At 33.8% G+C, this 16,400-nt stretch carries 20 protein-coding genes; 7 read left to right on the forward strand and 13 right to left on the reverse strand.

The window, feature by feature from the left end:
- Window positions 1–29: 29 nt before the first annotated feature.
- The 3 genes from gpmI to pepE all read right to left on the reverse strand — a co-directional run bounded on the left by gpmI (window position 30) and on the right by pepE (window position 2,862).
- Window positions 30–1,547, reverse strand: a complete 1,518-nt coding sequence (gene gpmI, locus BM239_RS12680) for a 2,3-bisphosphoglycerate-independent phosphoglycerate mutase (RefSeq protein WP_092209217.1) — start codon at window positions 1,545–1,547, stop codon at window positions 30–32.
- A gap of 137 nt (window positions 1,548–1,684) precedes the next feature.
- Window positions 1,685–2,152 (reverse strand): GNAT family N-acetyltransferase, encoded by a 468-nt coding sequence (locus BM239_RS12685; RefSeq protein ID WP_092209219.1) that lies wholly within the window; start codon window positions 2,150–2,152, stop codon window positions 1,685–1,687.
- A 2-nt stretch (window positions 2,153–2,154) separates the two neighbouring features.
- Window positions 2,155–2,862, reverse strand: a complete 708-nt coding sequence (gene pepE, locus BM239_RS12690; RefSeq protein ID WP_092209221.1) for a dipeptidase PepE — start codon at window positions 2,860–2,862, stop codon at window positions 2,155–2,157.
- 113 nt (window positions 2,863–2,975) lie between these two features.
- Between pepE and BM239_RS12695 the strand changes: the two genes are divergently transcribed.
- From BM239_RS12695 to BM239_RS12725, 7 genes are all read left to right on the forward strand, one after another.
- The gene (locus BM239_RS12695) at window positions 2,976–3,761 is read left to right on the forward strand and encodes a hypothetical protein (RefSeq protein ID WP_092209223.1); all 786 of its coding nucleotides are present in this window, start codon (window positions 2,976–2,978) and stop codon (window positions 3,759–3,761) included.
- Window positions 3,748–4,527, forward strand: coding sequence for a peptidase associated/transthyretin-like domain-containing protein (locus tag BM239_RS12700; protein WP_092209225.1), 780 nt, complete (start codon window positions 3,748–3,750; stop codon window positions 4,525–4,527). Before BM239_RS12695 ends, BM239_RS12700 begins: the two co-directional genes overlap by 14 nt.
- Window positions 4,514–5,257: a peptidase associated/transthyretin-like domain-containing protein gene (locus BM239_RS12705; protein WP_092209227.1), complete on the forward strand. Its 744-nt coding sequence runs from the start codon at window positions 4,514–4,516 to the stop codon at window positions 5,255–5,257. Before BM239_RS12700 ends, BM239_RS12705 begins: the two co-directional genes overlap by 14 nt.
- Window positions 5,258–5,264: 7 nt before the next feature.
- Entirely contained in the window at window positions 5,265–6,068 is an 804-nt protein-coding gene (locus tag BM239_RS12710) for a peptidase associated/transthyretin-like domain-containing protein (RefSeq protein ID WP_245758239.1), read from the forward strand.
- A 63-nt stretch (window positions 6,069–6,131) separates the two neighbouring features.
- Window positions 6,132–6,635, forward strand: a complete 504-nt coding sequence (locus BM239_RS12715; RefSeq protein ID WP_177209041.1) for a DUF6702 family protein — start codon at window positions 6,132–6,134, stop codon at window positions 6,633–6,635.
- A 64-nt stretch (window positions 6,636–6,699) separates the two neighbouring features.
- The gene (locus BM239_RS12720) at window positions 6,700–9,009 is read left to right on the forward strand and encodes a M1 family metallopeptidase (RefSeq protein WP_092209229.1); all 2,310 of its coding nucleotides are present in this window, start codon (window positions 6,700–6,702) and stop codon (window positions 9,007–9,009) included.
- A gap of 81 nt (window positions 9,010–9,090) precedes the next feature.
- On the forward strand, window positions 9,091–9,378 hold the full coding sequence (locus tag BM239_RS12725) for a Sec-independent protein translocase subunit TatA/TatB (protein WP_092209231.1): 288 nt from the start codon (window positions 9,091–9,093) through the stop codon (window positions 9,376–9,378).
- A gap of 199 nt (window positions 9,379–9,577) precedes the next feature.
- Here BM239_RS12725 and BM239_RS12730 read toward each other — a convergent pair whose 3' ends face one another.
- The 10 genes from BM239_RS12730 to BM239_RS12775 all read right to left on the reverse strand — a co-directional run bounded on the left by BM239_RS12730 (window position 9,578) and on the right by BM239_RS12775 (window position 16,399).
- Complete coding sequence (locus BM239_RS12730; RefSeq protein WP_092209233.1) at window positions 9,578–10,219, reverse strand: MIP/aquaporin family protein; 642 nt, start codon at window positions 10,217–10,219, stop codon at window positions 9,578–9,580.
- A 68-nt stretch (window positions 10,220–10,287) separates the two neighbouring features.
- Window positions 10,288–10,686: a GlcG/HbpS family heme-binding protein gene (locus BM239_RS12735; protein ID WP_092209235.1), complete on the reverse strand. Its 399-nt coding sequence runs from the start codon at window positions 10,684–10,686 to the stop codon at window positions 10,288–10,290.
- A gap of 132 nt (window positions 10,687–10,818) precedes the next feature.
- The gene (locus tag BM239_RS12740; protein WP_092209237.1) at window positions 10,819–11,658 is read right to left on the reverse strand and encodes a helix-turn-helix domain-containing protein; all 840 of its coding nucleotides are present in this window, start codon (window positions 11,656–11,658) and stop codon (window positions 10,819–10,821) included.
- A gap of 147 nt (window positions 11,659–11,805) precedes the next feature.
- A complete protein-coding gene (locus BM239_RS12745; RefSeq protein ID WP_092209239.1) occupies window positions 11,806–12,030 on the reverse strand; it encodes a hypothetical protein in 225 nt (74 codons plus the stop codon).
- 66 nt (window positions 12,031–12,096) lie between these two features.
- Complete coding sequence (locus BM239_RS12750) at window positions 12,097–12,741, reverse strand: O-methyltransferase (protein WP_092209241.1); 645 nt, start codon at window positions 12,739–12,741, stop codon at window positions 12,097–12,099.
- An 85-nt stretch (window positions 12,742–12,826) separates the two neighbouring features.
- Entirely contained in the window at window positions 12,827–13,912 is a 1,086-nt protein-coding gene (locus BM239_RS12755) for an amidohydrolase family protein (protein WP_092209243.1), read from the reverse strand.
- Window positions 13,913–13,915: 3 nt separating this feature from the next.
- Complete coding sequence (locus BM239_RS12760; protein WP_092209245.1) at window positions 13,916–14,452, reverse strand: 3-hydroxyanthranilate 3,4-dioxygenase; 537 nt, start codon at window positions 14,450–14,452, stop codon at window positions 13,916–13,918.
- Window positions 14,453–14,500: 48 nt separating this feature from the next.
- Window positions 14,501–14,983 carry a hypothetical protein gene (locus BM239_RS12765; protein ID WP_092209247.1) on the reverse strand — a complete coding sequence of 161 codons (483 nt, stop codon included), beginning with the start codon at window positions 14,981–14,983 and terminating at the stop codon, window positions 14,501–14,503.
- Window positions 14,958–15,740 carry an SDR family oxidoreductase gene (locus BM239_RS12770; protein WP_092209249.1) on the reverse strand — a complete coding sequence of 261 codons (783 nt, stop codon included), beginning with the start codon at window positions 15,738–15,740 and terminating at the stop codon, window positions 14,958–14,960. Before BM239_RS12770 ends, BM239_RS12765 begins: the two co-directional genes overlap by 26 nt.
- A complete protein-coding gene (locus BM239_RS12775; RefSeq protein ID WP_092209251.1) occupies window positions 15,737–16,399 on the reverse strand; it encodes a hypothetical protein in 663 nt (220 codons plus the stop codon). The genes BM239_RS12770 and BM239_RS12775 overlap by 4 nt, the downstream gene beginning before the upstream one ends.
- Between the last annotated feature and the right edge of the window lies 1 nt (window position 16,400).

Below are 16,400 nucleotides of genomic sequence, written 5' to 3' on the forward strand. Positions count from 1 at the left end.
ATTCTAATTCCCAAAATACAAAATCTAGTTTAAATAATAGGTTGTTGTGTCATGGCTTCTGGTTGTGGGATTCCCATGAGTTTTAAAATAGTTGGTGCTAAATCCCCTAAAACACCATCTTTAATAGATTTTAAATCGTTATCAATTAAAATAATTGGAACCGGATTTGTAGTATGTGCTGTATTGGGTGAGCCATCAGGATTGATCATGGTTTCGCAATTACCATGATCGGCAATTAATAACGTGGAATAACCATTTTCTAGAGCAGTAGTTACCACATCCTTCACACAAGAATCAACAACTTCACAGGCTTTTATGGCAGCACTCATAACACCCGTATGGCCAACCATATCTCCATTAGCAAAGTTAAGGCAAACAAAATCGGCCTCGCCTTTTTGTAGTTCGGGAATTAAGGCGTCTCGTAATTCATAAGCACTCATTTCGGGTTTTAAGTCGTAAGTTGCAACTTTTGGTGAGTTTCTTAAAATACGTGTTTCTCCTTCAAAAGGTGTTTCACGGCCACCAGAAAAGAAAAATGTAACATGTGGGTATTTTTCAGTTTCTGCAATACGTATTTGTTTTTTGTGGTGTTTTTCTAAAACTTCTCCTAGGGTATTGTTTAAATTGTCTTTGTTGTAAACAACATGAATATTAGTGTAGGTCTCATCATAATTGGTCATGGTTACAAAATATAAATTAAGTTTGTGCATATTTTGTTCATGAAAATCCACTTGCGAAAGCGCTTCAGTTAACTCACGCCCTCTGTCTGTTCTAAAATTAAAAAAGATAACAACATTGCCATCTTTTATAGTTGCTATGGGTTGTTTTTGCGCATCAACCATCACGATTGGCTTTATGAATTCATCTGTAATTTCAGCATCATAACTTTGTTGAATGGATTTAGTAGCGTTTTCAGATTGAATACCAATACCTCGTACCAAAGCATCATATGCCAATTTAATTCGTTCCCAACGTTGGTCGCGATCCATCGCGTAATAGCGTCCAGTAATACTTGCTAATTTGGTTGGGGTATTAACCATGTAATTTTCTAATGAAGTGATAAATCCAAAACCCGATTTTGGATCCACATCACGTCCATCTGTAAAGGCATGTACGTATGAGTTTGACACACCTGCTTGATGAGCCGCATCAATTAATCCGAATAGGTGATTTATATGAGAATGCACACCTCCATCACTCACCAAACCTACAAAATGAACTGCTTTATTGTTAATTTTCGCATAATTAAAAGCATCAACTAAAGCATGTTCGTCTTTAAGGGTATTATTTTTTACGGCTAAATTGATTTTTACCAAATCCTGATAAACTATACGTCCTGCGCCAAGATTCATGTGTCCGACCTCGCTATTTCCCATTTGACCTTCGGGAAGACCAACATGTAAACCATCGGTTCGTAAACTAGCGTGTGGATATTTGGCGTATAATGAGTCTATAAATGGTGTGTTGGCGTGATCTATAGCGGAAACTTCTGGGTCAGGAGATTTTCCCCAGCCATCTAAAATCATTAATATCACTTTTTTATTCATGGTAAAACGGTAAAAAATTAAAAACACAAAGATAGACGATAATTGTCTAGTTGAAAGTTTTTCGGTTGTTTTGATTTGCTCCTTGGTTTTATGTTATTGATTATTGAGTTACTTACCAGAATAACCCAATCACTTTTTTATTTATTTGTCATCAGGAAATGAATACCAACGCCTTCAATATTAAAACTTTTACCTTCAATTATATAGCCATGATTTTTATAAAATTGAATTGCCGTTTCACGCGCATTAAACCATAATCTGTCAACCTTCCTGTTTGATAACTCTTCCTTACCAGCTTGAATTAAAAGTGTGCCCAGACCTTTTTTTTGATACTCTTTTAAAATAGCCATTCCACGTAATTGATACTGGTATTCTTCTGAAAAATTTGCGTGATGGTTTTTCATGTAGGAAGCAACTCCAATTAAAGTGTCATTGAAAAAAAGACCTAAATGAAAGGTGGATTCTAACGTGTCACCTTCAAATTTACAGTCATCAATAGGCTTTCCAGCTCTTAAAATGGGTTGCCTAATTGCATAGGTTTCTTCAGCTGAAATAGGCTTAATGGTGAAATTAGAATCTGTTGTTATATGTAAGTTTTTTATCATATTTAATTTAAATGCTGTAATGTGGTGCCTGATTTTACTTCATAAGGCTCTTTGTTATATTCGAAAATTCGGGCATCTAAAGTTCCTTTTAGTAGAATAGTTTTGTCTTTTACCTCTAACCAACTACCTTCTCGCAACCCTATTACTGGAAAGGTGTTATAGGCATGAAACTCTTTAATTCGTGTTTCGCGAGTTTCTCCCATATGGGTATTGTTAGGAATGGGATCTAAATAATGCGGATTAATATTAAAAGGTACCAAGGCTAGCGCTCTAAAACTTGGCGGATATACAATAGGCATGTCATTGGTAGTGTTTATGGTTAAGCCACAAATATTACTACCAGCACTGGTGCCTAAATAAGGGGTTCCAGTATTGATAGCCTCTTGCAATGCTTCTATGCAGTTATTTTTATAAAGTTGTGCTAATAGTACAAATGTATTGCCTCCACCTGTAAAGATGCCATCTGCCTGTTGAATGGCACTTGCAGCCGATTCAAACTCATGAATACCCACTAGACTTTTATTGATTTTCTGAAAGGCTTCCCGTGCTTTTTGAGTATACTCGTCATGCGTAACGCCGCCTGGTCTTGCGTAAGGAATAAATAAAATAGTTTGGCAGTCTTTGAAGAACACACGTAATTCGTCTAATAAATACTCTAAATAACCACTGCCATGTATGGTTGATGTGCTAGCAATAAGTAATTGTTTCATAAGCCTTTTTTTTGTAAATTTAAGTAAACATTGTTTTTAACAAAAGTTTATAGGCTATTTGCATTTTAATTAAGATTTGAAATAGTTTCTTTATCACAACTAAACCTGCCACTATGAAACATCAACTACTCAAATTTCTTTTTTTAATAACATTGGGAACTGCTTTTTCTCAAAATACATCGCGTGTTGAGGTGGAAGGAAAAGTTATAGCTAATAGCGATGTGGAAGGGGTTACTATTTTTAATATATCTTCTAACAAAGGGACTATTGCTAATATTGATGGCGATTTTACCATGGAAGTCGCAATAAAAGATGTATTAGAAATTTCAGCTTTACAATACGAAGCCAGAACTGTAGTGATAACACAAGATGTTATTGATTCAAAAAAATTACGGTTGTTTTTAGTTGAAGCTGTAAATACATTAAGTGAAGTTATTTTGCTGCCTTCAAAATTAACAGGCGATTTATTAGCGGATATCAATAATGCTGAAACACAAAAAGCAATTTTAATGAGTTTTGGCGATTTGAGCAATATGGAATATGGTGAAGATGAATTTACAAAACCTCAAAATATTGCAGCAGATCCTGGTGTTTTTTACAATGGGTTGAATTTTGCTAATATTTTCGGCATCAATAAATGGTTAAACAAACCTTTAAAAAAAGAATCCATTCAGTTACTACGTGATAAAAGACCTTTAGATTTAGCTGATATTTATTCCACACAGTATATAAATGAAACCTATGGTGTTCCTGTAAATCAAGTAGAATTGTTCTTTGCGTTTTGTATTACAAACGGATTTGAAACCAGCATGCTAGGTGAAAAAAATGAAATTACTCGGATGGAGTTTCTTGAAAACCAAAGTAAATTGTTTTTAAAACAGACCAATGAGCAAAACTAAACTTGTTATTTTTTTACTGTTTATAGCATTTCAGCAAACTTACGCACAAACCATAGAGCTTTTAGGAAATGTACAAAGTACAACTGATGTAGAAAACATTCATGTAATAAATAAAACCGCACAGAAATTTACGGTTACTAATTCAGAAGGTGATTTCCGTATTGCTGCCACATTAAATGATACCCTAGTTTTTACGTCTATTCAACATAAAACACTTACAATTTTAGTCGATACAGAAATACTAAAAAACAAGACATTAGTGGTTACTTTAGAGGAACAGTTAAATGAGTTGGATCAAGTAGTGGTAGGTAAAATATTAACAGGAAACATGGAGTCCGATGTTTCTAATGTGGAGGGCGAACCAATGACATCTAATAAGGCTGGCGTACCAAGTTATCAAGGGCCGTTAAAAACACAAAGTGAACGCAAATTAAATGAAGCCACAACAGGAGGTGGAATTGTACCACTAAATCCAATTATTAATGCCATTACAGGAAGAACAAAAAAGTTAAAAAAACAGATTAAGTTAGAAGAGAAAGATGATTTAATGCAAACAATTAAGAATGAATTATCTAACGACTTATTTACTGAAAATCCGTTACCAGAAGAAAATATTATGGAATATTTCTACTTTGTTTCGGAACAACCTGACTTTTTGGTGCGCTGTAAAAATAAATCATCAATTGATATTCTGAATTATTTAATTGAAAAATTACAGATTTTTAAAAAGAATCTAAATACCATAAATTTACATGAAAGCGATTAGGTTTGGATTACCGCTATTAGCTTTCTCGTCAAATATGTTTTCACAAACAATAGACTTACAAGGTCAAGTGGTTTCTAATTTAGATGTAGAAAACATTCATGTTATTAATAAGACCTCCAAAAAATTTGCCGTAACAGATGCTTCTGGTGCTTTTGTAATTCCAAGTAAATTAAACGATACTATTATCATTTCATCCATCCAACACCAATTAACGTCTTTAGTTGTGGATGCTGAAATTTTGAGTGAAAACAAGTTTCAAGTTTTTTTAGAACCGTTAGTCAATTTGTTAGATGAGGTGGTTGTAGGTAAAGTGCTTTCGGGTAATTTACATCACGATGTACAAATGGTGGAAGGTGAACCCATGACCTCCAAAAAGGCAGGTATTCCCAGTTACCAGGGAAGTATGCCTACTTTAACACAAAGACGTTTAAGTTATGCTAGGAGTAGTTTAGTAGGCTTGTTAGTAAACACCATAAATGGCAATTTAAAACGTTTTAAAAAACAAGCTGTTTTAGAAGAAAAGGATGAACTTTTACACAAAATACGGATAGCTCATGAGGAAAATTTATTTGCCACTTACTCGCTAGAGCCACATTTGCGTATGGATTATTTTTATTTTTGTTCTGAAGATCCTAATTTTTTAGAACGCTGTCAGAATAAAAATGGGATAGATATTTTACAGTTCTTAATTGAAAAGTTACTACAATATAAGCAAAACATCAAAAAGTAAAAAAGGCATGAAACAAATCCTTTACATACTATTTTTAATCTGTAGCTTTACATCACATCAGCTTGTTGGACAAACTATTATCCTTCATGGTAAAGTGCTTACAACTCAAGACGCCGAGAATGTTCATGTTATAAATAAAACATCAAAAAAAAATACCATTACTAATAGTTCTGGATTGTTTAATATTGAGGTTAAACGTCAAGATACCTTAATTTTTTCATCCCTTCAACATGAATTGCAAATGCTTATTATAGATCGGGAAACCTATAATAAGGGAGCAGTAGTAATAACCTTGTTGGAGCACGTTAATAAATTAGATGAGGTAACCGTTGGAAAAATCTTAACTGGAAATATGAATTCTGATGTGGCTAATGTGGAAGGCGAACCAATGACATCTAAAAAAGCGGGTATACCCAGTTATCAAGGCAAACCGTTAATACAGACACAACGACATTTGAAAGATGCTGGCGATTTAAACCCAAAACTCGGAGGCTCATTAGGTGGTTTGGGTGCTTCTATTCGGTTGATTCCTGTTATTAATGCTATAAGTGGACGTACCAAGGAAATGAAAACTTATGTGCGTTTGGAGGAAAAGGAAGCCTTAATATATCATTTAAAAACTCATGTTTCAGCATCCGTTTTTGCAGACTATCCACTAGATGAAGACTATGTTATGGAGTTTCTCTATTTTGCTTCAGAACAACCAGATTTTTTAGAGCGCTGTAAAAACAAAACGACTGTAGATCAATATGAATACCTTAAAGAAAAACTACATGTATATTATAGCAACAAAAATGTTACCACTAATTAATAATAGCATGGAATAGTTTTTGAAACCACCAAATAACTACTTTAGCATTTTAAAATGACACATATGAAATTAATTAAATATCTGTTTGTTCTGGCTGTTGTTTCACTTATGGCATTTACATCAGCACACAAATATTATGTAAGCATAACCCAAGTTGAATATGTTAAGAACAAACAATCGGTTCAAATTATTACACGGATTTTTGTAGATGATTTGGAACGCCTGATTCGCATGCGATATGATGAAACGGTAACATTGGCCGCTATAGATGAATCCGAAAAAGTAAACGGATATATAGAAAAATATATTGGCGAAAAAATGATTATTACCATCAATGGAAAACAATCAAACATGAAGTTTTTAGGCAAAGAATATGAAAATGATATAGTATATTGTTATTTTGAAATAGAACAGGTAGCTTCCATTCAATCTTTTGAAATTCAAAATCAAGTTTTATTTGATGTCTTTCCTGAACAAAAAAATATTGTCCGAACCGAAATTAATGATGAAAGTAAAAGTTTTATCCTTATCAAACAAAATGATAAAGGTTTGTTAAACTTTAAATAAAACATCTTAAAAGCTTAAAAAAGTGTTAATTTTCAACTCAAATTTTTCGTAATTCATAACAACCATGACAAAAATTAAGTATCTCTTCTTATCCGCTTTGTTTATATCTATAGGTGCATTTGCCCAAGATCAAGAACAAAAGCCAGAACGTAAACCTGGTCATACAAACAACAACAAATTTAAACAACTGTATGACGAATTTTCAACACCAAATATGTTTCGTACAGCGTCTGGTGCGCCTGGTCCAGCATATTATCAGCAGCAGGCTGATTATAAAATGGATTTGACATTGGATGATGATAACGCTAGGATTTCTGGTTTCGAAACCATTACCTATACTAATAATTCTCCAGATCCTTTAAAGTATTTGTGGGTGCAATTAGATCAAAATATGCGTGCTAAAGATTCACAATCGCCTTTAATTGAAGGTAGTGGTGTGGCTCCAGCACAACAAGCAGGTAGTTTTGCTTCAGAGTATATGACCGATGGTTTTGATGGTGGTTTTAAAATTGAAGCTGTTACAGATGCTAGCGGTAAAGCCTTACCACACATGATTAATCGTACCATGATGCGTGTAGAGTTACCAAAAACACTAAATACTGGCGATAAATTTTCGTTCTCCATTAAGTGGTGGTACAACATTAACGATTATGTAAATATGGGTGGCCGTTCTGGATATGAGTATTTCCCAGAAGATGGTAATAGAAACTATATTATTGCACAGTTTTTTCCAAGAATGGCAGTTTATAATGATGTGGAAGGATGGCAAAACTCTCAATTTTGGGGACGTGATGAATTTGCGTTACCATTCGGTAATTACGAGGTGAACATAACCGTTCCGTCCGATCATATTATGGATGCAACTGGTGTTTTAACAAACCGTAAGGAGGTGTTTTCAAAAGACATGATGAAGCGTTACGAGCAAGCACAAAAATCATATGATAAGCCTGTTTTAATTGTAACACAAGCCGAAGCTGAACAAGCTGAAAAAAATCGTGCTAAAGGAACAAAAACATGGAAGTTTTCAGCCGAAAATGTGCGTGATTTTGCCTTTGCAACGTCTAGAAAGTATATTTGGGATATGATGGCCGTTAAAATTGGTGATAAAGATGTCATGGCTGTATCTATGTACCCTAAAGAAGGAAACCCGCTATGGGAACAATGGTCAACCTACGCGGTAGCTAGTACCTTAAAGTCGTATTCACGTATGACTTTTGATTACCCATACCATAAGGCTATTTCAGTCCATGCCAAGCAACAAGGTATGGAGTACCCAATGATTTGCTTTAACTATGGTCGTCCAGATAAAGATGGAAATTATAGTGATCGTACAAAATACGGTATGATAAGCGTTATTATTCATGAAGTAGGACATAACTATTTCCCAATGATTGTAAATAGTGATGAGCGTCAGTGGACATGGATGGATGAAGGTTTAAATACCTTTGTACAGTATGTTGCGGAACAAGATTTTGGTGAGTGGTATCCTGCTGCTTTATCTGAAGGAGATGCTAAATACCCTTCAAGTCGTGGGCCAGCTGCTAACATTGTGCCTTACATGGGTGGCGATCAAGATTATATTGCACCAATTATGACTAAAGGTTTAAACACCTACCAGTTTGGAAATAATGCTTATGGCAAACCAGGAACTGCTCTAAATATTTTAAGAGAAACGGTTATGGGACGTGAGTTATTTGATTATGCATTTAGAGAGTATGCTAACCGTTGGATGTTTAAGCACCCAACACCAGAAGATTTCTTTAGAACTATGGAAGATGCATCTGCATTCGATTTAGACTGGTTTTGGAGAGGTTGGTTTTACACAACAGACTATGTAGATATGGGTGTTAAAGAGGTGAAAAAGTATTACGTATCATCTGAACCTAACGCACGTATTAAAGAAATGGTTAAACAACGTGGTATGAAAATGAGCGATTTACCGCCTTTAGTTTATATGGTTGAAGAAGGTAGTGATGAGTTTACTGAAGATATGAAAAATGGAACGTTGCTAGAAAATTCGCCTACGTTAAACGAATACGTTATGGATAATTTCACGCCTGAAGAACGCGCAAAAATAAAACAACCTAAATATTTCTACAGTGTAACGTTTGAAAAGCCAGGTGGATTGGTAATGCCTATTATTGTTGAATATACGTATGCTGATGGCACTACAAAAATGGAGAAATATCCAGCGCAAATTTGGCGCCTAAATGATAAAGAAGTTAGCAAAGCAGTTGCATCTGATAAGGAGATTGTAAAAATTACAGTCGATCCTAATTTAGAAACTGCCGATGTGGATACCTCAAACAATTCTTGGCCAAGAGAAGTGAAACAAAGCCAGTTTGATCAGTTTAAGGAAAAGAATAAAGATTAATTATTATAATATTTTATTAAAAGCCGACTAATTACAGTCGGCTTTTTTTATTCGTATCAAACTACTTACTATATTTGCATCGTGATACAGCAAGCAACATTTTTATTTATAGGGACTACCGAAATCATGTTTATACTATTTATAGTAGTTATGGTCTTTGGTGCCGATAAAATTCCCGAGATAGCACGCGGAATGGGTAAAGGTATGCGCATGCTTAAAGATGCGTCCAACGACCTGAAATCTGAAATCACTAAAAGTGCCGAAAAAAATGGCATTGATACCAGCGTTACCAAAGACGTTCAAGACGAACTGAATAAAGTAAAAGACGAATTGGAGGATTTTACGGGTTCTGTAAGACGGAAGCTCTAAAGGAATATTGGGTCTTTACTTGGTTAGATAAGTATTTCTTTATTTTAATTTTTCAGTTTCGTTTACGGTTTTGTATATGAAAAGTAGCGGATTTTAAGCACTAACTTTTCGGTTTATAACTGACTTTAAATTTATAAAATTCACTTAAAATTAAGCACTTAAACCGCTATTTTTTATATACGTTGTTACCTGCTGGCTTTTATTCCGTTTTGTTAATTCCTTTCCAAACAAACATTGCTACTATTGCTCCTAATGTTGGAGCAGTAATATAAATCCAAAGGGCTGTAAAGTTTCCTGATACAATTGCAGGTGCTAAACTTCTTGCAGGATTAAATGAGCCACCAGAAATTGGTCCTGCAAAAAGGATAATTCCAGTAACTACTATTCCAATTATAAGTCCTGCTAAATTGGAAAATTCTTTTTTTGATGTTACCCCCAAAATTGTAAGCATTAAAAAAAAAGTCAGTACAAATTCTAAAATGAATGATTGCACTAATTCGCCAGAAGGAATTGTAGCACCTAATGTTAGGTTTTCTGAAAACATAATTTTAAGTAGAACACTTGCCAATATTGCTCCCAAAATTTGTGCGAAAATATAAAATGATGCTTCTTTTAATGTTGTTAATTTTCCTATTACTAAAGCTATAGTCACAGAAGGGTTTATATGTGTTCCAGAAATATTACCGAAAACATAAATCATAGCACTAATTATTATTCCGAAAGTTAAGGCGATTCCTATTAATCCTAAACTTCCATTGGATTGCTCGTTTACAATAATTGCTCCTGTACCACAAAATACTAGAGCAAACGTTCCAATGAATTCAGCTAAATATTTTTTCATAATTAGTTAATAAAAAAAAAGAGGATAATTTGTTTTAATTATCCTCTTTTATATTAATTAAACTGTGATTAAATTGCTGATGCTCCAGCTTCTGCAACAGTATGGTCGTTCTCAACCGTACTTCCGCTTACTCCAATTGCTCCAATAATTTCGCCATTTGCGTTTTTAATTGGCACACCTCCAGGGAAAGTAATTAATCCGTTATTTGAATGTTCTATATTATATAGAGAACCTCCTGGTTGAGATAACTCTCCAATACTTCCAGTATTCATATCAAAGTAACGAGCTGTTTTTGCTTTTTTGATAGATATGTCAAGTGAGCCTAACCAAGCACCATCCATTCTTCCAAATGCTACTAAATTTGCTCCAGCATCTACAACTGCAATATTCATTTTTGTGTCAATTGCCGTAGCTTTTTGTTTTGCTGCTACAATTGCTTTTTCTGCTTGTTCTAATGTAATGTTCATAATTTTATGTTTTAGTTCTGTTATTATTTCTGATACAAATCTACAATGAGAGTTGTATTTTTGAATTACTAAAACAGTTCAATAACTTATGAAAAAAGGTCAATTTTGAAAACAAAGTTGAAAATAAGAAACTTATGAAGTTATTTCACTTGGATTAATTCCGAATTTGTTTTTAAAGGCAATACTAAAGTTTGAAAGATTGTTATAGCCAAAATCCAAATAGATGTCGGAAGGTTTTAAATTACCTAGCTCTAAAGTTTCTTTTGCTTTTTGAAGTCGTTTGTCCTTAAGCCATTTTCCGGGTGATGTTTTATATTCTTTAATAAAATGGCGTTTAAAAGTAGATAAACTCATATTACATAAAAAAGCAATTTCTTCTAGTTTTAGATTTGAATGTATTTTGCTTTCTACAATTTTTTTAAAAGGTGAAGTTTCTTTAATTATTAAAGAATGTAGAAATAGTTCAAATTTTCTCCCATATTTTTGTAAAAGATAAAGCATTAATTCTTCAAATTTGACTGAAAGTAAATTATCAGCAAAAACTGTTGGTGCTTCACTAATTGTAGATAATGAATTTAGATATGAACTAATGTATGAGTCATTTCTAATTATGAAATAAGGTGTTTCTTCTTTTACTATTTTGCTATTTTTTTTGTGCTTTTCTAGAAACTCTTTCAATTTTTTTTCTGAAAAGAAGAAGAGTTTACAATAATAAATAGTCTCTGTATCTAGTAATTCTGTCCAAAGCCAATTTCCTTTTTTTAATAATAAAGATTGGTCTTTGTTAACTGCAACTGTTGTTCCTGCAAAGTGTACTTGCTTTTTCCCAACTTGTAAAAAGCTAAACATATTCATTCCTAAATTGACCTTACTTTTAACAACATCATTGGTCATTTTAAAGTCATACACGAACAAGTCAGATTTTTTTTGATTGTCCTTAATGTATATTTCAGGTATGTTTTCTATTGGCATCGAGATGTTTTTTCAGCTTGCAGGTAACGTTATGATATGAAATCGTTTGAATGTTTTATATCAGTTGTAAACGAAGTTCGTTATTTTTTTTAAGAAAGTCAAGTTTTAACTATTCTGTTAAATGATAGGCTACTACGAAATATTAGCTTACTCAACAATCTCATAATCAATATCCAATTTTCGTAACGCTCGTAAAGCGGAACCCGAGTTTTTATCAGATACGGCAATATCTACAGCATTGCCTTCTAATAGAATATCGGTGAGTTCATTAGCTAGAGATTCAGATATGTTTTTTGAAATCTCAACCATACATTTGGCTATCGCTCGTCTGTCTGGTCTTTGAGCTTCACAGGACAATAAGTTTAATTTCATATTAAATAATTAAGAGAAACCAAGTTAGGTAAAATTAAATAAAGAGATTGTTGTATTTACAGCAATTTAGCGCTTCCTACTAATGGTTAACCCATCACGAATGGGTAATAAAACGGTTTCTACACGCGGATCGTCCTTCAAAAGCTTATTGTATGCAATGAGTGCAGGTGTAGCTGTATCGTCCTTTTTAAAGCTTGTATTCAGTATTTTCCCACTCCAAAGCACATTGTCTGATAAGATAATACCTCCAGGATTTAAACGGTCTATAATTAGTTTAAAATATGCAGAATAATTTTCCTTATCGGCATCTATAAAAACCAAATCGTAGCTGTTATTGAATTTGGGAATAATATCTAAAGCGTTTCCTAAATGCTGATGGATTTGGTTACCAAATTCTGATTTATCAAAATACTTGCGTTGAAAATCAACCAATTCCTCATTGCTGTCAATGGTATGTAGTTCGCCTTTTTTTTGAAGGCCTTCTGCTAAACACAAAGCGGAATATCCTGTATAAGTCCCTATTTCCAAAATATTTTTTGGGTTGACTAATTTAGAAATCATACTCAACACACGACCTTGGTAATGCCCACTCAACATACGTGGTTGCAAAATTTTTTGGTAGGTTTCGCGTGTTAGTTGTTGTAATAATTCGGGTTCGTCCTCCGAATGGTTTGTCACATAGGTATCTAATTCTTCTGAAAGAAATTGCATAGTTTATCTAATATTGTCATTCAAAGTGAAATGTGGAATCTTATGTTTTATCATGAAGATTCTTTACATGAGCTCAAAATGATAGTTATTGACCTAGAATTCGGTTGACTAATTTTTGTTTGGCTGCTTCATCATCACCACAAAGCCACTGGATAACATTATCTTCCCAAATAGCATCCCGTTCGGTTTCATTAATAATGTTACGTTCCATTGCTAAATCGAGAATTTTACCTGGATAGGAAGATTGTTTTTCGCTCTCCATTTCACCTAAAGGATAAGGGTCGTCCAGTCCCATTAATACTTGTTTTGAGCCTTGATTTTTAATTAATAACTGTAGTCCACCTGTATCATGAACCAAGGTATCAAAAAAGATATTTTTATGCCCTACGGCTTTTCTTGGATGACTTTTTCCCTCAAATAAATCAGGTCTGCCATCAAAACCTTGAATACGTCTTCCCAGATTAATTTGCGCCAATTGGCCTCCATGAGCAAAACACGTTCGCATATTTGGGTATTTATCTTGGTAACCGTTAAGAGTTAAAAAGTGGTAAGCATCTGCACATTGTGCCAACATCCAAATTAAATGAAAACGCCACGAAGTGTTTTCTAATTTAATGAATTTTTCACCATCATATGGGTGAATTTCTACGGCTAAATTATATTTATTGGCCAATTCAAAAATAGGCTCATTTTCTTCATCAAAAATACAGCGCCAAGTTCCAATGGTGTCCATATAATGTGTAGGTAAACACAATAACTGCATACCTAATTCATTTACACAGCGTTCAATTTCCCAACAAGCGCCACGAACAAAACCAGGATGTACCACAAATCCGCAGGTAAATTTACTTGGGTTTTCACGCTGAACTTTAGCGTTAAAATCATTCTGAAAGCGCAAGGCTTGTTTCATTTCCTCTACGCGCAGACCATTTCCATAGAGTTGCGATAAATTTAAAACCACCGCATGATCTATTTTAAAACGTTCCATCCATGCAAGTTTCTCATCTAAAAAGAAACTAGAATCCGTAATGGGTCTGTTCCAATCTTTTTGAAGCATAAATTTCCGGTCTTTATCTACCCAGAAAATGCCTTTGTCTTGCATAAACTGCGGAATCTCCTCTGGATAAGGAAGTAGGTGAGAGTGGCCGTTAATTCGAAGTTTTCGTTTCATATTTTAGTCTTCTATCTGTACTTTTTTGGGTGGCTCCATAGTTTCACCACAGTTTGGGCACGTTCGTTTGTTTTGGTCGCCATAATATTTATCAAAAATAACAGGCATATCTGTTTCAATATTTTCAACAGTAAAATCCTCTTCGTATAGTTTGGTAGTACAATTTTCGCAAAACCATAGTAAGGCATCTTTTACGCCTTTTTCCCGAGGATATTCTATAACTAATCCGACGGTGTTTGCAGCGCGTTGTGGAGAATGTGGTACTTTTGGTGGTAATAAGAAAATGTCACCTTCGTTGATATGAATATCTTTTGGTTCGCCATTTTCTATAATTTTTAAAACCATATTCCCCTCTATTTGATAAAAGAATTCAGGTGTTTCGTTATAATGGTAATCCTTTCGGCTATTTGGACCACCTACAACCATTACAATAAAGTCGCCATCTTTCCAAACGACTTTATTGCCAACAGGTGGTTTTAAAAGATGTCTGTTTTCTTCAATCCAGGCTTTAAAATTAATAGGTGGAAATATGGTGCTCATTTTGTGTTTTTTTAAGAAATGAATGATATAAAGTTACAAACTTTGGTGTCAATTTGTATCATACTCACTAGTGTTTATTTTTTTCTTCTTACCAAATTGAAGGTCAATTATTCTATAGGAGTCATTAATAAATTCCACTGTAAAGTAAATTTGATAGCGTGGTTTTAATGTCGATTTGCTTTTTTTATAAAAGTTACGTTCATACCAAACGATATTTCGATTATCTGCTACCGTTGTATGCGTGTTGGATTCAACTCTATCTCTAGAGTACTCTAAAGATAAGAAGGTTGATTCTGAATCGAAATAAGTTTGATCTATGATATTTTTATTGGTTAATAATGGGATAACATTATCAATTTGATGGTATTGAATCCAATTAGCAATTTGTTGTACTATTGGCAACTCATCAATCTCTGCATTGGAATAATTTTTCAACGCATATTGTGCATGACTGATACCTGTAAACAACGTGAATAAAATTGTGATGTAAAAAGCTCTCATCGGGTTATAGGCTTTTAGTTCTACCACCATCAACAGGGAGGTTAATGCCATTAATGTAACTAGCACGCTCACTGGCTAGAAAGGTAATAGCATCAGCTAATTCTTCAGGTTTCGCAAAACGTTTTGCCGGAACAGCTTGTTTCATAGCATGAGCAGCTTCTTCTTCTGAATTTCCAGATTTAGCCGATTTATTTTTAATAATCTCAGTTAACCTTTCGGTTCCAGTCGCACCTGGAAGCACGTTATTTACGGTTATTCCAAACTGACCTAGTTCATTAGCAAGCGTTTTGCTCCAATTGGCAACTGCACCACGAATGGTGTTACTGACACCTAAACCATCTAATGGTTGTTTAACAGATGTAGAAATAACATTTACAATTCTACCGTAACCAGCTTCTTTCATAAATGGAACAACCGTTTGTGCTAGCACATGATTACATTTTAAATGTTGGGTGAATGCTTTTTGAAATTCATCCAAATCTGCCATAAAAACTGGTCCTCCAGCTGGTCCTCCTGTATTATTTACCAAAATATGAAATCCGTGATTTTTAGAAATATAATTGGAAACTTTAGACTTCAGTTCGTCTGGATTCGAAAAATCCGCTACTATATAATCGTGCTGTCTTTGCTGTGGTAACTCTGTCAAGGTTGCTTTTAATTTCTCTTCATTTCTCGCAATTAAGGTTACTTGAACACCTTCATTGGCAAGTGCCATAGCTGTAGCTTTTCCTATTCCTGCTGTGCTTCCGCAGACTAATGCGTATTTGTTGTTTAGATTTAGATTCATATTAATTTTATACTGTTTTTAAAGGCTTCAAATTCAATATCTGCTTTTTCGTTCATTTCTAAAGACTGATGACAACTAAACTCATAATAAAAGTTTTGATGTTCAAATTTAATGCTCTTTTGTTCTACTTTTATTGGTTTTTTGAGTTCTTTATGTTCAAATAAATATTCTGAGTCATCTTCAAAAAATTGACAATTATTTAATGTGTAGGGGACATAAATATTAACAATTTTATAATCTTTTAAAACAGAGTTGTCATTTTTTCTTGACATATGGATTAATTCTTCAAAATTCTTATGGCCATAACTATCAAACTCTGATTTAGGTGTTATTTTAAGTATTATAGAAGGAGAAAACAAGCCATCATGTTCGGGAAGGTCTTCGTAATATTTTGTAACAATACAAATAGGACTTCCTAAATCTTCATAAACTTCATTTTTTATCGATTCATAAAAACCATCAAGAATTTGTTTGTCTTTTATTTTGCCAAAATCTTTAATTTTAACAAAACCCCATGATTTAGGAATGGTAAACATGATTCCTAATTTTTTATTTATATAATATTCATTATGAGTCACAACTGCTTGAAGAGGATCGATTATTGTGCCTGTCAGAGCTAAACCAATTAATTTTGTGAATTCTCTTCTGCCAATTCCCATC

The sequence above is a fragment of the Algorimicrobium echini genome (assembly GCF_900115185.1).
Lineage (GTDB): Bacteria > Bacteroidota > Bacteroidia > Flavobacteriales > Flavobacteriaceae > Algorimicrobium > Algorimicrobium echini.

Excerpts from the sequence above, each read along its gene's own strand:
- BM239_RS12775 (WP_092209251.1), bottom strand. The coding sequence starts at position 16,399 with ATGGGAATTGGCAGAAGAGAATTCACAAAATTAATTGGTTTAGCTCTG.
- BM239_RS12740 (WP_092209237.1), bottom strand. The coding sequence starts at position 11,658 with ATGCCAATAGAAAACATACCTGAAATATACATTAAGGACAATCAAAAA.
- BM239_RS12700 (WP_092209225.1), top strand. The coding sequence starts at position 3,748 with ATGAGCAAAACTAAACTTGTTATTTTTTTACTGTTTATAGCATTTCAG.
- BM239_RS12750 (WP_092209241.1), bottom strand. The coding sequence starts at position 12,741 with ATGCAATTTCTTTCAGAAGAATTAGATACCTATGTGACAAACCATTCG.
- BM239_RS12705 (WP_092209227.1), top strand. The coding sequence starts at position 4,514 with ATGAAAGCGATTAGGTTTGGATTACCGCTATTAGCTTTCTCGTCAAAT.
- BM239_RS12730 (WP_092209233.1), bottom strand. The coding sequence starts at position 10,219 with ATGAAAAAATATTTAGCTGAATTCATTGGAACGTTTGCTCTAGTATTT.
- BM239_RS12710 (WP_245758239.1), top strand. The coding sequence starts at position 5,265 with ATGAAACAAATCCTTTACATACTATTTTTAATCTGTAGCTTTACATCA.
- BM239_RS12745 (WP_092209239.1), bottom strand. The coding sequence starts at position 12,030 with ATGAAATTAAACTTATTGTCCTGTGAAGCTCAAAGACCAGACAGACGA.
- BM239_RS12695 (WP_092209223.1), top strand. The coding sequence starts at position 2,976 with ATGAAACATCAACTACTCAAATTTCTTTTTTTAATAACATTGGGAACT.
- gpmI (WP_092209217.1), bottom strand. The coding sequence starts at position 1,547 with ATGAATAAAAAAGTGATATTAATGATTTTAGATGGCTGGGGAAAATCT.
- BM239_RS12770 (WP_092209249.1), bottom strand. The coding sequence starts at position 15,740 with ATGAATCTAAATCTAAACAACAAATACGCATTAGTCTGCGGAAGCACA.
- BM239_RS12735 (WP_092209235.1), bottom strand. The coding sequence starts at position 10,686 with ATGAACATTACATTAGAACAAGCAGAAAAAGCAATTGTAGCAGCAAAA.
- pepE (WP_092209221.1), bottom strand. The coding sequence starts at position 2,862 with ATGAAACAATTACTTATTGCTAGCACATCAACCATACATGGCAGTGGT.
- BM239_RS12720 (WP_092209229.1), top strand. The coding sequence starts at position 6,700 with ATGACAAAAATTAAGTATCTCTTCTTATCCGCTTTGTTTATATCTATA.
- BM239_RS12765 (WP_092209247.1), bottom strand. The coding sequence starts at position 14,983 with ATGGTGGTAGAACTAAAAGCCTATAACCCGATGAGAGCTTTTTACATC.
- BM239_RS12685 (WP_092209219.1), bottom strand. The coding sequence starts at position 2,152 with ATGATAAAAAACTTACATATAACAACAGATTCTAATTTCACCATTAAG.
- BM239_RS12760 (WP_092209245.1), bottom strand. The coding sequence starts at position 14,452 with ATGAGCACCATATTTCCACCTATTAATTTTAAAGCCTGGATTGAAGAA.
- BM239_RS12755 (WP_092209243.1), bottom strand. The coding sequence starts at position 13,912 with ATGAAACGAAAACTTCGAATTAACGGCCACTCTCACCTACTTCCTTAT.
- BM239_RS12715 (WP_177209041.1), top strand. The coding sequence starts at position 6,132 with ATGAAATTAATTAAATATCTGTTTGTTCTGGCTGTTGTTTCACTTATG.